At 68.6% G+C, this 13,513-nt stretch carries 11 protein-coding genes and 2 pseudogenes; 7 read left to right on the top strand and 6 right to left on the bottom strand.

Annotated elements, in window-relative coordinates; all coding sequences use genetic code 11:
• Positions 1-167 precede the first annotated feature (167 nt).
• Positions 168-593: pseudogene (locus ACIQFU_RS33295) on the bottom strand (AMP-binding protein); the annotation flags it as partial.
• Between the two features lie 330 nt (positions 594-923).
• On the bottom strand, positions 924-2,489 hold the full coding sequence (locus tag ACIQFU_RS33290; RefSeq protein WP_402556599.1) for an MFS transporter: 1,566 nt from the start codon (positions 2,487-2,489) through the stop codon (positions 924-926).
• 111 nt (positions 2,490-2,600) lie between these two features.
• On the opposite strand from ACIQFU_RS33290, the gene ACIQFU_RS33285 reads away from it, so the two are divergent.
• On the top strand, positions 2,601-3,242 hold the full coding sequence (locus ACIQFU_RS33285; RefSeq protein ID WP_402556597.1) for a TetR/AcrR family transcriptional regulator: 642 nt from the start codon (positions 2,601-2,603) through the stop codon (positions 3,240-3,242).
• Here the strand turns inward: ACIQFU_RS33285 and ACIQFU_RS33280 are convergent.
• Together ACIQFU_RS33280 and ACIQFU_RS33275 are read right to left on the bottom strand one after the other, a co-directional pair.
• On the bottom strand, positions 3,204-3,452 hold the full coding sequence (locus ACIQFU_RS33280; protein WP_402556595.1) for a hypothetical protein: 249 nt from the start codon (positions 3,450-3,452) through the stop codon (positions 3,204-3,206). The two genes, ACIQFU_RS33285 and ACIQFU_RS33280, sit on opposite strands and share 39 nt — an antisense overlap.
• 352 nt (positions 3,453-3,804) lie before the next feature.
• Positions 3,805-4,317 (bottom strand): Crp/Fnr family transcriptional regulator, encoded by a 513-nt coding sequence (locus ACIQFU_RS33275; RefSeq protein ID WP_402556594.1) that lies wholly within the window; start codon positions 4,315-4,317, stop codon positions 3,805-3,807.
• Positions 4,318-4,739: 422 nt separating this feature from the next.
• On the opposite strand from ACIQFU_RS33275, the gene ACIQFU_RS33270 reads away from it, so the two are divergent.
• Positions 4,740-4,955 (top strand): type II toxin-antitoxin system VapB family antitoxin, encoded by a 216-nt coding sequence (locus tag ACIQFU_RS33270; protein ID WP_159325084.1) that lies wholly within the window; start codon positions 4,740-4,742, stop codon positions 4,953-4,955.
• Positions 4,952-5,374: a PIN domain nuclease gene (locus ACIQFU_RS33265; RefSeq protein ID WP_402556592.1), complete on the top strand. Its 423-nt coding sequence runs from the start codon at positions 4,952-4,954 to the stop codon at positions 5,372-5,374. Before ACIQFU_RS33270 ends, ACIQFU_RS33265 begins: the two co-directional genes overlap by 4 nt.
• Before the next feature lie 70 nt (positions 5,375-5,444).
• Here the strand turns inward: ACIQFU_RS33265 and ACIQFU_RS33260 are convergent, their stop codons facing one another.
• Both ACIQFU_RS33260 and ACIQFU_RS33255 read right to left on the bottom strand, forming a co-directional pair.
• Positions 5,445-6,389, bottom strand: a complete 945-nt coding sequence (locus ACIQFU_RS33260; protein ID WP_402556591.1) for a hypothetical protein — start codon at positions 6,387-6,389, stop codon at positions 5,445-5,447.
• Positions 6,390-7,881: 1,492 nt separating this feature from the next.
• Positions 7,882-8,192, bottom strand: a pseudogene (locus tag ACIQFU_RS33255) (VapC toxin family PIN domain ribonuclease).
• Between the two features lie 255 nt (positions 8,193-8,447).
• Between ACIQFU_RS33255 and ACIQFU_RS33250 the strand changes: the two are divergent.
• The 4 genes from ACIQFU_RS33250 (at position 8,448) to ACIQFU_RS33235 (ending at position 13,424) form a co-directional block, all read left to right on the top strand.
• Positions 8,448-9,155, top strand: coding sequence for a Crp/Fnr family transcriptional regulator (locus tag ACIQFU_RS33250; protein WP_402556590.1), 708 nt, complete (start codon positions 8,448-8,450; stop codon positions 9,153-9,155).
• Positions 9,156-9,289: 134 nt separating this feature from the next.
• Complete coding sequence (locus tag ACIQFU_RS33245; protein ID WP_402556588.1) at positions 9,290-10,060, top strand: hypothetical protein; 771 nt, start codon at positions 9,290-9,292, stop codon at positions 10,058-10,060.
• Positions 10,061-10,097: 37 nt separating this feature from the next.
• Positions 10,098-12,272, top strand: a complete 2,175-nt coding sequence (locus tag ACIQFU_RS33240) for a hypothetical protein (protein ID WP_402556587.1) — start codon at positions 10,098-10,100, stop codon at positions 12,270-12,272.
• Positions 12,273-12,353: 81 nt separating this feature from the next.
• Entirely contained in the window at positions 12,354-13,424 is a 1,071-nt protein-coding gene (locus ACIQFU_RS33235; RefSeq protein ID WP_402556585.1) for a hypothetical protein, read from the top strand.
• The last annotated feature ends 89 nt before the right edge of the window (positions 13,425-13,513 follow it).

Here is a 13,513-nt window from a genome sequence, read left to right as displayed (position 1 = left end):
CGACGGCGGGATCAGCGGCTTCGCGATCTCCCACAGCCCGTCCGGAACAATCCAACTCCACGTACCCCGCCCCATGCCGAGTCCAACGACGCCTCTCCACGTAGGACACGGTCTTATTGTTGCCCAGACCGGCGGGCGACTGCCGCACCATTAGCCCGCCGACGGCTCCAGCCGCCGCTGAGCAGGGCCAGCCGCAGCCGGGACAGGTCCCACTCGGCGGTGGGGCCCAGACAGTCGTCGAGCATCTGGAGCTGAGCGGGCACGGAGTTCCACAGCGTGACGCGGTGCTCGTGGATCAGCGCCGCCCAGTGGGAGGGGTCGCCGCGCCGGTCGGGGTCGGGCAACACCAGGGCGCCGCCCCGGGCCAGGGGGCCGAAGACGTCGTAGACGGAGAGGTCGAAGCCCAGGCCGGCCGGGGCCAGGACCCGGTCGTCCTCGTGCACGCCGTGACGGGTGTTGATGTCGACGACCGCGTTGAGCGCGCTGCGGTGGCTGATCATCACGCCCTTGGGCGTGCCGGTGTAACCGGAGGTGTAGATGACGTACGCCAGGCCCTCGGGGCGAGGGCGTTCACTGTACGGCGGAGAAGCAGCTCCGCGAAGGGCGCGGTACCGCCGGTCTCCACCTCCAGCAGGATCAGGTTGGTGAAGTCGGCGATCATCCGTTCGGTGTCCGGATGGCCGGCCTGCCGGTCGAACAGCGGGACATTGAGCAGGAATCGCCGATTCTCGCTCGCTGGCCGAGGCTCTCCGCGAACGCCGTCGCCAGCACCATCGAGGGGGTTACACGGTGGGCGCGGGCCCACTCCTTGAGCTGGTCGAAGCGGGCCTGTTCCAGCACATGGGAGCGGCGCCGGAAGCGCGGTCGGCACCCTTACTTAACCATAGAGAGTCCATCTACCTGGGGTTTCTAGCCAGTTGCGGTCACCCGGTGGACTCGGCAGTGTCGACGGAACCCGCCGTCGACCCATTCTTTTGCTCTCGCTCACCCATTACTTTTCCATCGCCTCCATCTCCGACCCTAATGAATTCCTGGCTGATTTCTTTTCCAGTGGTCGATCGATTTCCGGACAGCAACGCATAGAGCGCCCCCGACGCGGCTACGGCCGTGGCAATCCAGAACGCGAGGGTGAAGCCCGAATCGTCGGGGAGCGATGTCCCGGAGATCACACGGGAAGCCAGAACCGCGGCGGCGAGCTGGCTGCCGACGGCTCCGCCCATGGTCCGGGCCACCGTGTTGATGCCGTTGGCCGTCGCGATGGTGTGCGGCGGGCTGACGTCGTGGATCAGTTTGGGCAGCGCCGCCATCGCAAAACCGCATCCGGTGCCGATCACGCAGTACGCCACCACGGTCGTCCACTCCCGCGCATGGAACAGCGCCATGGCCGCCCCGCCCACCGCGCTCAGCGCGAGCCCGAGCACCAGCGGGGCGCGCGGGCCCAGCCGGACCTCGACCCGCCCCACGGCCGAGCTGGCCGGCAGGCCGAGCAGCGTGCCGGGAATGAGGATCAGGCCCGCAACCGTGACCGACGCACCGAAGCCGTAGTCGACCAGACGTGCCGCCTCCGGCGGCAGCCCCGCCGGCAGTTCGGCGAGCTTGGGCACCAGGACGTAGAAGACGAACTGGGTGGCGCCCAGCAGGAAGGCCCCGACGTGGGCACCCACGATCGGGCGGCCGAGCAGCAGGGCCGGGTCGATCAGCGGGTGCGGCACCCGGCGCTCCCACCGCAGGAACACCGCGCAGAACAGCACGCCGCCGGCGAAGAGCCCGAGCACCCGAGCGGACGCCCAGCCCCAGGACGGCCCCTCGGTCAGCCCCAGAAGCACACAGACGAGGGCCAGGCCCAGCAGCACGACACCGGCCAGGTCCAGCCGCGCCGCCGGTGCGCTCGGACGGATCTCGGGCACGTACCGCACCACGGCGACCAGGGCCAGCAGGACCAGTGCCCCGCCCGCGACGAACAGCCACCGCCATGAGGCGTGGTCGACGATCAGGCCGCCGACCAGCAGGCCGAGGCCGGCCGCGCCGCCCACCAGACCCGAGGTGAGGCCCAGCCCGAACGCCACCCGGTGCGGGGGCAGCACCTCGCGGATCAGCCCCAGAGACAGCGGCAGCAGCGCGAGGCTGACGCCCTGGACGCCACGGAAGACGATCAGCGAGCCCACGTTCCAGGCGGCCGCCGCCCCGATGTTGCCCAGCAGATGCAGCACCAGCGTGACCAGCAGCACACGCCGCTTGCCGTAGCTGTCGCCGAGCCGGCTGATGAGCGGGGTGAGGACCGCGCTCGCCAGCAGCGTGGAACTGAGCACCGCCCAGGAGGCACCCGCGGCGCTCGTGTCGAGCTCGGTCTGCAGGATCCCCAGTGTGGGCACCAGCATCGTCTGCACGAGCGAGTAGGACAGGACAGCCAGGATGAGGGCCAGCAGGGCCTTCGTCCCCGACCTGGCGGGAGCTGTGGCTGCGGAGCCTGCGGCGGCAGGGGCTGTCAAGGTTCACCTCGGCGTTCGTAATTTGCGACCGCTGTTCGCTAATTCGAGCATAGGCATCCCCCGCCCCGGACCACAAGCCCCGCCAGTAAGGGCGACGGGTAGGGTGCTCGGGTGAACGCACGTGCTCCCGGCCGACCGCGCATCCTTTCCCGTGAACGCATCGTCACCATCGCGCGGCGCATCGCGGACGACGAGGGGCTGGACGCACTGACCGTGCGACGGGTCGCACAGCGCCTCGGTACCGGGCAAGCGTCCCTCTACCGCCACATCGAGGACCGCGACGAGCTGCTCCGCCTCCTCGCAGAGGACGTCGCGGTCCACCTCCCGGCGCCGAAAGAGCATCTGGATGTCCATGAACGGGTCGTCGAACAGTGGCTCGACGCGTACGACTACCTGTCACACCATCGCTGGGCCGCCCGGATCATCGCCGAGGGCGAGCATGTGGCGGACAGCGCCTCGACGTTCGCCGAGAGCGCGCTCGACGCACTGAGGGCGCTGGCGGAGGGCGCGAAGGATTCACGGGCCGATCTCGCTCGCGTGTACCGGGTGTTGTGGCATCTGCTGCTCGGCCATGTGCTCAACGTCCACCCGGTGGGCCACGCCCACTCCGAGGACGCCGCCCCCAGGAGTGCCGACGGGAGCGAGGACACGGACACCGCCCCGGCCCCCCACCTCGACGGAGCGAGCACGCCCCGCGACGACTTGGCCTGGGCCCTACCCCGCGTCCTGGACGGCATGCTCGGCACTCCCTGACGGCGAGACCGACGCCTCACGGCCGTGCAGCGCCCGCACCCATACCAGGGCGGCAGCGGTCACCACCCCCGCGACCACGACGGCCGTCCCGTAGCCGACGGCGCCGGCGAGCGGTGGCCCCGCGGACTGCGCCGCCACGGCGACGGCGAAGCCCCAGGCCGACAGCGAAGTGAAGTCGGTACCCGCGGTGGCCGGCCGGCAGAAGTCCATGAACACCGTGGTCGACCCCGATCACGTCCACGCCCCGCATCGCCAACTGCCACAGTGCCGCGGAGCCCCAGGCCCCAAGGCCGATCACCGCCACCTCGGCGTCCCAGCCGCTCACAGTCATCCCACCCACCGCCTCGTGAAGCCCAGCACCGGCAACCGCAGCCAGGGCTCCGCGTGGCACAGTGAGCCGAGGGCGCGATCAGGCCAGGCAAAGCGAGGTGCGCGAGCAAGGTGCGCGAGCACACACCCACCTCGCCCTGGAGCACCTCGGCGTCACCGCGTCCGGAGTGTGCGACTGCTGTCGGAGTCTGAGTCATGCACTTCTGCAATGACGCCCGGGCAACCGACGGTCCTACAGCGTCCGGGGCGTGACACCGAGGACGTGGGCCAACACCTTCTGGGGAATCCCGGCCACGTGGGACGTGCCGGCGGTGTGGGCCAGATCGAGCAGGAGTCGGCTGAGCCCGCTCGCCACGCCGAAACGCCGCAACCCGGCCCGAACATTGGCCCTCATGTGCAGTTGCTGCGCGTGCAGCAGCATCCCGACCAGCGCGTCACTGCGCCCCAGTTCCGTAAGGAACCGTTCGTAGCCGATGGCCTGGACGACAGTGCGACAGACCGCTGTCACTTCCGCGTTTCGCGGCTGTCCCGACAAGGCCGAGGTCTCCCCCAGGAGCTGCCCCCGACCACGGATTTCTAGGAAAGTGGGCTCACCGTCCGGGTGCGGATCGGTGACCAGAGCCCATCCCTCGACGACCCGCAGGACGTTCCCCTTCAGGCTGCCCTTCAGGAGCATGGTCTGATCCCGCCGGTAGGAAATGATCTTTCCTCGATCGAATACGCTGCTCCAGCGATCAATATCCAAAGCATCCCTCCCGCATTAGCGACTCCGCCGAGGGTGACGCCTTTTCCTCACGACCCCGGGGAATAGTGAATGTTTCCACACCCCGATAACAGGGCGCACAGGCGCGATAGAGGCGCACACAGCCATTCGCCGAAGGTCATGTGCTCCCGAGGGAGCGGAATGGCGGGCTCCTGCCTTGCGGGTGGCCCGGGCCCTGGATGATGAACAGCGGAAGACCATCACGGGCGTGCAGCAAGTTCCAGGGATGCATGCCAGCCCGTCACCGGTCTTCCACGGGGCAGTGCATCGACCGCCCGACCGGCCCAGGGCAGCTCAAGCTGCAATCCGTGGCCGCCATGGGGCCCCGAGGCACATCAGCCCAGCCCCACGGCGCACCACGGTGGATATACTCGATAGCATCGTAGATATCCTTGGAGGTACTCATGAGTCGAACCGTGATCGACCTCGACGATCAGCTGGTCGCGGATGTAGCCAAGGCGCTCGGGACCAGCACCAAGAAGGAGACGGTCAACACCGCCCTGCGTGAGGTGCTCCAGAACCGACGGCGCGCTCTTGCGCTCACTCGTCTGCGGGCGGCAGCGGAGGACGGCGCTTTTGATCTGGATCTTCTTGAGGACAAGGGGAACCACCGCCGGTGAACGCCGCGCAATTCCTCATCGACACCAGCGCGCTCGTCCGCTTGCTGCGGGGCGACGCCGAGCAGTACGGATGGGACCGGGCGGCGGCGGCCGGACTCATCGCCACCTGCTCCATCACCGAGCTGGAGTTCTTTTACAGCGCACGCTCCGCCGCCGACAGAGCCCACGGCATCGAGAACATGCGTCTGCTCTTCGGCTGGGTTCCGGTCGATGACCGGGCCTACGACCGCGCCTGGCAGGTCCAGGAGATCCTCACCCAACGCGGGCAGCACCGCAGCGCCGGGCCTGTTGACCTCGTCGTGGCCGCCACAGCCGAATTGCAAGGACTCACCCTTCTGCACCGCGACCGGGATTTCGAATGCGTGGCAGCTGTCACCGGTCAGGCGCTCCAGTGGTACGGCCCCGAAGTCGGCAAGTGAGCGCGACGGGCACGTCGAACACACGAAGCCCTTGGACAGGGAGTCCGGGTTCACCGAGATCGTCATCCACTCAGGAACGACAACTAGGGGGAATCGCGGCGCGGGGTTCGCCCTCCCCTGCAGAGAGCACCTGTACGGCATCGGAGGGTAGGGGAAAGGCGTCGCCCGATTCGGGGTCCCACAAGGTCACCTCACCACCGACCACGCCGAACGTGCCGTATACCTGCCTGGGGTCCAATCGGTGCCCGTACAAGGGAAGTTCATCCAGAGAGCCGATCGGAGTGACGCAGAGGGGTCGGGGATTGGCACCGTAGTAGTAATCCGGTACTCGGCCCGATCGCCACTGCCATACCGCATCCTCACCGGCCGCGCCGGCGCCGTCCAATACGATCACCGCCCATGCCAACGTGATTGCCATGGCCCCGGTCAGGGCGACGATCGGGAGGCACAGGCGCAGCGTACGGTGGCGGAACAGGGGCAGCCGCAAATAGCCCCAGCAGGCCAGGAAGAAGAGCGTCAGCGCTATCGAGACCCCCAACACGTATACCGAGGCGAGGAACTGCCACACCTGCGCAACGTCCATCTCCTCCGCGCGGACGTGGAACGCGGCCCCGTAGAAGGTGAAGAGCACAGGGCTGAGCCCGCCAAGTGCCGGAGCGACCACCGGTAGCAGAGCGACGAGCACCGCCATCAGAAACGGTCTCCGGCTCCCCTCGCGGGCCAGGCGCCGGATGCCGCCCGTGACGAATACCGCGCCTGCCAGGAGGAGGTGCAGGTGTAGAGCGGCGGTGGGATCAGCGGTCCAGGTCACCCATGCCGTGACTGCGAAGAGCGCTCCGCTGGTCGCCAGCGCCGCAAGCCATGCGTGACTGCGCCGACGCCGGTGGACCACCACCGCGTCCTCGTCCAGCGAGGCATCGCGCCCGTCCCCGGCTGCCGTGCGACGGCCATCCGACGTGAGCGGGCTGGTGCGGCGCCGGCGGACGACACGACGTCGACGGACGAAGGGAAGCATGATGGTCGCGCACCACCAACTCAGGAGCGCCCACGCCACCAGCGCAGGCAGAGCCAGCCGCCAAGGCCCAGAAGCAGCCGGGATGCCGAGCACACCCGCAGCCCAACTCAGCGCCGTCGCTCTCACCACCCACCGGTGGCCTTCCCTCACCCTGGTCCGGTGCATTCCGTCGTGTGCTCCCACCCGACGCGGAAACGGGGGACGCACCCGATCCTCACCAGCGTGCCGCTCGACCGCCTCCAACGAGCCGAACAGCACCGTCCCTGTGTCGTGCAACCCCCGTGCGCCGCTCCAGATTGAACAGCCACCGCAGCCACCAATTGGCGTGCGTGCTTGGCGGGGCACAGACGAACCAGTGCGGTTCCTGGCGGCGCTGCCTCCGCCGCATCCGCGCACTCACGGGCCGCAGATCAAGCTGGGCATCGTCCGCCAGGTCTTTGACCTCCTGGACCGCCCACCGTTCCGGTCGACGACCGGAATCACGCCCGACGGGGACACCAAGCGCGTAGACCGAATTCCGGACCGCCTCATCCGTAAGGATTCCGCCCGGGGTGCGAGGCCCCGGGTACACCTCCTCGTGAGCGTCCAGTAGCTCCCAGCCCCTCTCCTCGAACAAGGCGCGGGTCTTTCTCCGGTGCTCGACCGGCCCCGTGAGAGCCGCCTCCACCCAGACGGTGCGCAGCGCAACTCCGCGCCCCTGTCCCTGGTGTGCCTGCACGATCTCCTCCCATCATCGGGAGTTGATCTGCCCTGTCGATCACGGACTTCAACACTGGTCCGCGGAAATGACACTGGCCCGGCATGCCTGTCGTAGCGTGGCCCCCTGACGAACCGGTGTGCACTCGCGACGCGATCTCTGGTCCAGGCAAGAGAACGAGCCGAGCCCGGCGCTTCAGCCATCGCACTCACGCAATATCCCGCAGATACACGACGCCGTGCCCATAGCGTGCCCGTAAGAGCGGGAAACTACGGTCAACAGCGGTGCGAGCCGACCCTCACGGCCACTCAAGTAGACGATGTCTGCGTAGGTCAGAGCCATAGAACCCGTCCAAGCGCCGTCGCTTCCCAAGCTGAGAGCGCGAGTTCGATTCTCGTCACCCGCTCCAAAATGAACCCCCAGGTCATTGACCAGGGGGTTCTTTGCGGTCTAGAGCAGGGCCCCTCCAGCAAGATTGGCATCACAACGCTCGCAGGAGCTCGGCCCAGAGAGCCGCCATCGGGACATGTGGATCGGCCAGCCGTTCCCATCCCACGACCCGCGCCAGAGGAACCCCCACCGAGGCAGGGGGAACCGGCCGGCGGGGTCGTGAGCCGAGGCCCGACGCAAGGGGTTGGGTCAATTGGGATCGGCGGCACGCCTCGACTCGGAGTCGCTGAAACCGCGACGCCTCGACGCACCTGTCATCGCGGCTGGCCGTCTTCGCAGGCGTCGTCAATGGTCGTAGCACAAGCTCGTCGTGGGAGTGGGCACTTGATCGATGAGGTCTCTGTGTCAGAGCGGCAGGTCGTCGGGGAATGCCCGGAATACCTTGTGACGGCTCAGCGGGCGCAGTGCTCCGAAGTCACGTCGGTCGAGGGTGAGCATCGAGCCCGTGTGGTAATCGGCGGCAAGCGCCACGTTCACCGCGTCGGCGAGATCGAGGTACAGCGCGCGGTAGCGGGCACGGACGGACCGGCGGCGCCCAGGTGGCCCTCCATGATCTCCGGCATGACGACACGGCCCCGGCTCGTCCAGCGCCGCAGATCGTCGACCGCACTGGTAGCGGCCTCCCTGCCGAGCTCACGCGTTGCTACGTGATCCAGCTCGGCCGGCCTCCGGCACGGTCCTCGGGCGCGCTCATCGCCACCACCGCGACACCCAGCGCCACGGCCACGAAGCACCCCGGGAAAGAGCCCCAGGCACCGAGGCTGCCTGAAAGGCGTGTTCAGCCAGATTTCGCCGAGAAGGAAGGGATCAGGCCACATCCCGTCATACCCGTGTGCAGGAACTCGCCCGACGGGACCATGGACCGGACTTAACGGCACGCTGCGTCATAGAGCGGAACAACGGGAGTGCTGGTGAATCAGACGTGGCCGCCGTCCACCTTCCTCGGTCGCCTGCGGCGAACGACACGAGAAGAGCTCCTGGGCCAGGGAACACCGATGATCTACCCGGCTCATCGCGCCCTGCTTCAGCAGGGCGACGACAGCCGGCACGTTCTGTTGATCATGGATGGCGTCGTGAAGGTGGTCGGCAGCGCGGAGAGCGGCTACGACATGCTGCTCGCCGTCCGCATAGCCGGTGATCTGGTCGGTGAGATGGCGGCCTTCGAAGAGCGCCCCCGGTCCGGCACAGTGATCGCATGCAGTGATGTGAGCGCCCGGGTTCTCCAGGTGCGGGCGCTGGAGTCCTTCCTCTCCGGCCACCCGGACGCCATGCGAGCCGTCATCCACATGCTGTGTGCTCGACTGCGCTGGGCCAACAGGCGGCGGATCGATTTCCAGGCTTACGACTCCCTGACCCGGCTGGCCCGAGTCCTGGCCGAACTGTGCCAGGCGTACGCCCAGCCCACACCGGACAGCGACGGCAAGCGGTGCGATCTCGGTGTCACGCTGACGCAGAAGGAAGTCGCGTCCCTCGCCGGACTGAAACTCAACACGGCCGAAAAGAACCTTGCCGCGCTGACAGCACTGGGACTGGTGGAACGCAGTTACCGAGCCATAACCATATGTGACGTTCCGAAGCTGCTTGATTTCGCCAAAATCGGTGCTGACAACCCGTACTGATACGGAATTCTTTCCCGCCAACCCTCCTAGCCTCTCGTGCAGCACTCGTGGGCGCTCATTGCCCACCGCTTGCCCAGAGAGGAAATGATCAGGTGGCTTCGTGGCCTGACTTCTATCCATGTACCTGCATCGCCGTGGACGCACAGGCCTACGGAAGCAGGAACGACCGTAGGCAGTCCGAAATCCAGCACGACCTGCCGCGACTTCTCGACCGCGCCGCCAGGGCCTCGGGCCTGGACCGGGCCCAGTGGCACATCCAGCGAAAGGGAGACGAGCAGCTGGCGGTCCGTCCCGTCGACGGCCAGGAACCTCGCATTGTGGACGACTACGTCCGCCACCTCGTCGCCGAGTTGCGCGAGTACAACCTCCAGCGCGTCCCGGAGGCTCGGATGCGGCTCCGCGCCGCCATCCACCACGGTCTGGTGGAACTGGCCGACAACGGCTTCGCCGGGGCAGCCGTGGTGGCCACGGCGCGTCTGCTGAACGCGCCCGCGCTCTACGCGTCCCTGGACGCGCGCACCGAGGCCGATCTGGTCCTCCTGCTGTCCGACGGGGTCTACCGGTCCGTCGTGCAGGGCGGCCACACCACTCTCACCTCAGAGGACTTCACCCCGGTCGGCGTCCGGGTGAAGGATTACGAGGACACCGCCTGGATCCGCGTACCCGTGCTCGGTGCCCACGCTGCCGCGCCACGGGACGTCCGGGCTGCGGCGCCGGAGACGACGACGGAACCGACGGCTCCGGGGAGCTCCGCTGACGCTCCCTCCGGTGCAACGGCCGGGACAGGTGCCGGCGGAACGGCGACCGGCCACGAGTACCGGGCAGAAAAGATCAACGTCACCCATGTCACCGGCTCCGTCGACGCCCGGGGGGCCGTATTCGGCTTCGGGGGCTCGGGTGACTGAGGGACCGGTTCAGGACGACGGATCGGCCATACCCCCAGTGCCCGGTCCCGAAGACGACATCGTCTCCCCCGTACCGGACGACGCCGACGGCCCGGCGAAGACCGGTGAGGCGGGGGTCGAGCCGGGCCCCGGACCGGAGGCCGATCCCGAGCGGAGCCGGGCAACGGAGGAGCGCGAGGAGGACAGCCGGGGCTACGACGATCTCGGCCGGGTCCACCAGCTGGTCAACAACAACTTCTACGGCGTCGTCGACGCCTCCCGAGCGGCCTTCGGTTTCGGCTCCGTCTCGTCGCCCGGACTCGCCCCCGGCATCATCGCCCCCGAGGAGGCCGACCGCGCATTGCGCTTCTACGTCCCGCCGCGGCCTTGCTTCGACGATGCGTTCGGGAAGCTGGGCGCAAACCCTTTCGTGGTGCTGACCGGGCCGGGCAACTGCGGTCGGCGGGCGGGCTCCCTCGCACTGCTCAGGAAGAAGATGGGCGACCGGGCCACGCTGCGCAGCCTGTCCCCCGCCAACTCCCTCGCCGACCTGGCCGGATCGCGCGACCTCAAGGCAGGTCAGGGCTACCTGATCTTCGACTACGTCGGCGAACTGCACGTCGATGCCGTCCAGGAGTACGCGATCGGGCGCCTGATCGAGGAACTGCGGCGCAAGAAGTCGTTCCTCGTGATCACCGCGGACGACTCGACCCGTCGGAGGCTGGCCCTGCAGGACCACTGTGTGGCTTGGCGGTCTCCCAATCCCGGGGAGCTGTTCGAACACTGCAGGACGCGGCTGTCGCAGGCTCCGCTCGCCCCGCACGTCGAGCAGGAGTTGCGGCAGCGGGTCGGTGAACTGGGCAGGCCCGCGGACGTCGTCGCCGCGGCCGTGACTCTCTCGAGGGAGGGCGCGGACAAGGCGCTGGACACCCTGCAGGACCGGTGCCGTGAGCTGGTTCGCGAGGTGTTCCGCAAGCAGCCGTCCGCCGACGATCTGATCCCGCTCGCGGCCCTGGCCTTCCTGGAGGGCATTCCGGAGAGGACGTTCGAGAAGGAGTGTGCCGCCCTCGCCACCCATGTGCGCAACTGGGAGCAGAGTGGCGAGGCACCGGCGACGGAGTCGGCCGACCACGGTGCGGCGCCGAACGGTGCGGCGCCGAACGGTGCGGCGTCCAACGGTGCGGTGGTCCGCCAGTCCCGGGCCCGGTGGAAGGAGCGGGCAGCGGGACTCGTGAAGGTCGAGCACCGGCCCGAGCCGGGCAGGGACGCCGGACGCAGTGAACGGCGGCTGGTCTTCACCGAGCCCCGGGTACGCGAATTCGTCATCGCAGAGCTGTACGACCTGTACGGCTACGAGCTGTGGTACCCGCTGCGCCAGTGGCTGGGAGAGCTGGCTCTGCTGGGCGACCTGAGCACCCGGACGGAGGTGGCCCGCGCAACCGCACTCCTGGCCCGGTACGCGTTGGTCGAAGTCGACGAGAACATGCTGAAGACGTGGTCCGAGGGAGGCCTCGGCCAGCGGGTGACCGCCGCGCTGACGCTGGGCTTCATGTGCGACGTCGAGCACCTCGCCCCGCAGGCCTTGAACATCACGCTGAGCTGGACCGACAACAGCGGAGCCGGCCGGGCCGTGACGGCGGCCATGGCACTGACGGGACCCCTGGGGTCGCTCTACCGGTTGGAGGCGCTGAACTGGCTCTGGTTCCTGACGCAGCGCGGGGAACGCGTGGCCTTCGCGGCCCGCCGATCCCTGGTTCTGCTGCTGCAGACCGCGGAACGGGATGCGGAGCGTTCGCGCTTCATCCTCCGGTTCGTACGGACCGTCGTCATCGGCGCGCCGCCGGGCTCACGGGAACGGTCGGTCGCACTGCGCACCGCGGTACAGCTCCTCGGCTCCACCAGGCTCGCCACGCCCGAGCCCGTCGCCGCGGCACTGCTGCGCACGGTGCCGGACAGCGCCCGTCACCTCGGGGCCCTGTGGGCGGACGTCCTGAACAGCGGCAACCGCCAACCGGCCGTCGGAGCGCTGTGCCGCACGCTGGTGCACCTGCGGGACGACCCGCACGTCACCGAAGCGGTCGGCGATCTCGGCGCCGCCATGCGCGGCGCCATGGACGGGCGCCAGTGGGCCGCACTGCGCCACCACCTGTCCATTGCCATGAAACATCCCGATCACTCGATTCCAGGCGCCCACCACCTGGCGCAGGTGCTCCTCGGGTCGCTGCGTGCCTGAGCGCCGGCGGACTCCCGGCGGCCGGACGCACTCCCCGTGGCCCTCCCTCTCTCCCACAACAGCTCAAGGAGGCAGAAGCAAGTGAACTACCCGGTCATCGCCGAGCAAGTCCTGGCCACCGTCCAGGGTGCCTGGTGGTCTCGTCGCCGACGCCGCGACGACATGCCTCAGCTGCCGCCCGGCGCGGTCTACGTTCTGCGGGTCGGCGGCAACTACCGCCCCTTCCCCGAAGGCATGGTGTTCGACCCGGCCCACCCCGATGTGCTCGACGCCTCCTCGGTCAGTCTCGTCGACACCCGGGCCCGTCTCGTCGAGGTGGAGCGCACGCTCCCGTCGGTGAGCGAGGCCGACAACTTCACGGTCCGGGCGTCCTTCACCTGCCAGGTGACTGATCCGGCCGTCATCGCCCGCCAGGGCGTCATCGACGTCACCGTCCCGTTGCGTGCCTACCTGATGGGCGACGGTGACCTGCCCAGGGTGAGCGCCGGACACCGGGTGGAGGAGGTCAACGCGGTCCGTACCGAAGTGGGCCACCGCATGACGGCCTACAGCGCCATCGTGCCGCCACGGGTGGCCGGCATGAGCGTCGAGTTCGTCAGCGCGGAGGTGCACGCGTCGGACGATCTGCGCGACTGGGAGCAGAAGCTGCGGGACGAACGACGCTCGTGGGAACTCCAGCGCGGGCAGCGGGACTTCGAAACGCAGGACGCCCTTCGGATCGCGGAGTTGCTGGCCCAGGGCTCCGATCACGTGGACGCCTTCGGCATCGCCCGCAAGGAGATCGACGTCACCGAGGCCGCGGCCCGCATCCACCGGTCCACCGGAGAGGAAGCGGCCCGCCGTCACGAGGCGGAGGCCGCGGACCGGGCCCACGCACGGAACCGGGAGACGGCGGAGACTCAGATCCGGCGCGACATGCTGCTGACACTGCTGCGGCAGATGGGCGGCAACGAGTACGTCGACTACCAGCAGGTCCTGGAACAGGTCCTGCGGGAGACGAAGAGCCAGAAGGCATCCGGCGTCGGCGCCGCCGCCGACGTCCGGATGGTCGAGTCGGGGCCGGCACACCGCGGTGGCCCGAACCCGGCGCGCGAGAGCTCACCCCGTCCGCAGGGTGGTTTCGTCAAGGACGAGGACGATGTCGTTGAGTGACATGCTGACGAACCGTGCGCCGGATTCGGCTTCCGGTACGTCCGACGGTCCCGCCCCGGACTCTGCCCGTGACAGGGACGGGGGCGGTC

Source organism: Streptomyces sp. NPDC093065 (assembly GCF_044754585.1).
In the GTDB taxonomy this organism is placed as follows: domain Bacteria; phylum Actinomycetota; class Actinomycetes; order Streptomycetales; family Streptomycetaceae; genus Streptomyces.
The sequence above is the reverse complement of the archived record's forward strand: the minus strand, read 5'-3'. Positions and strand labels throughout refer to the sequence as shown.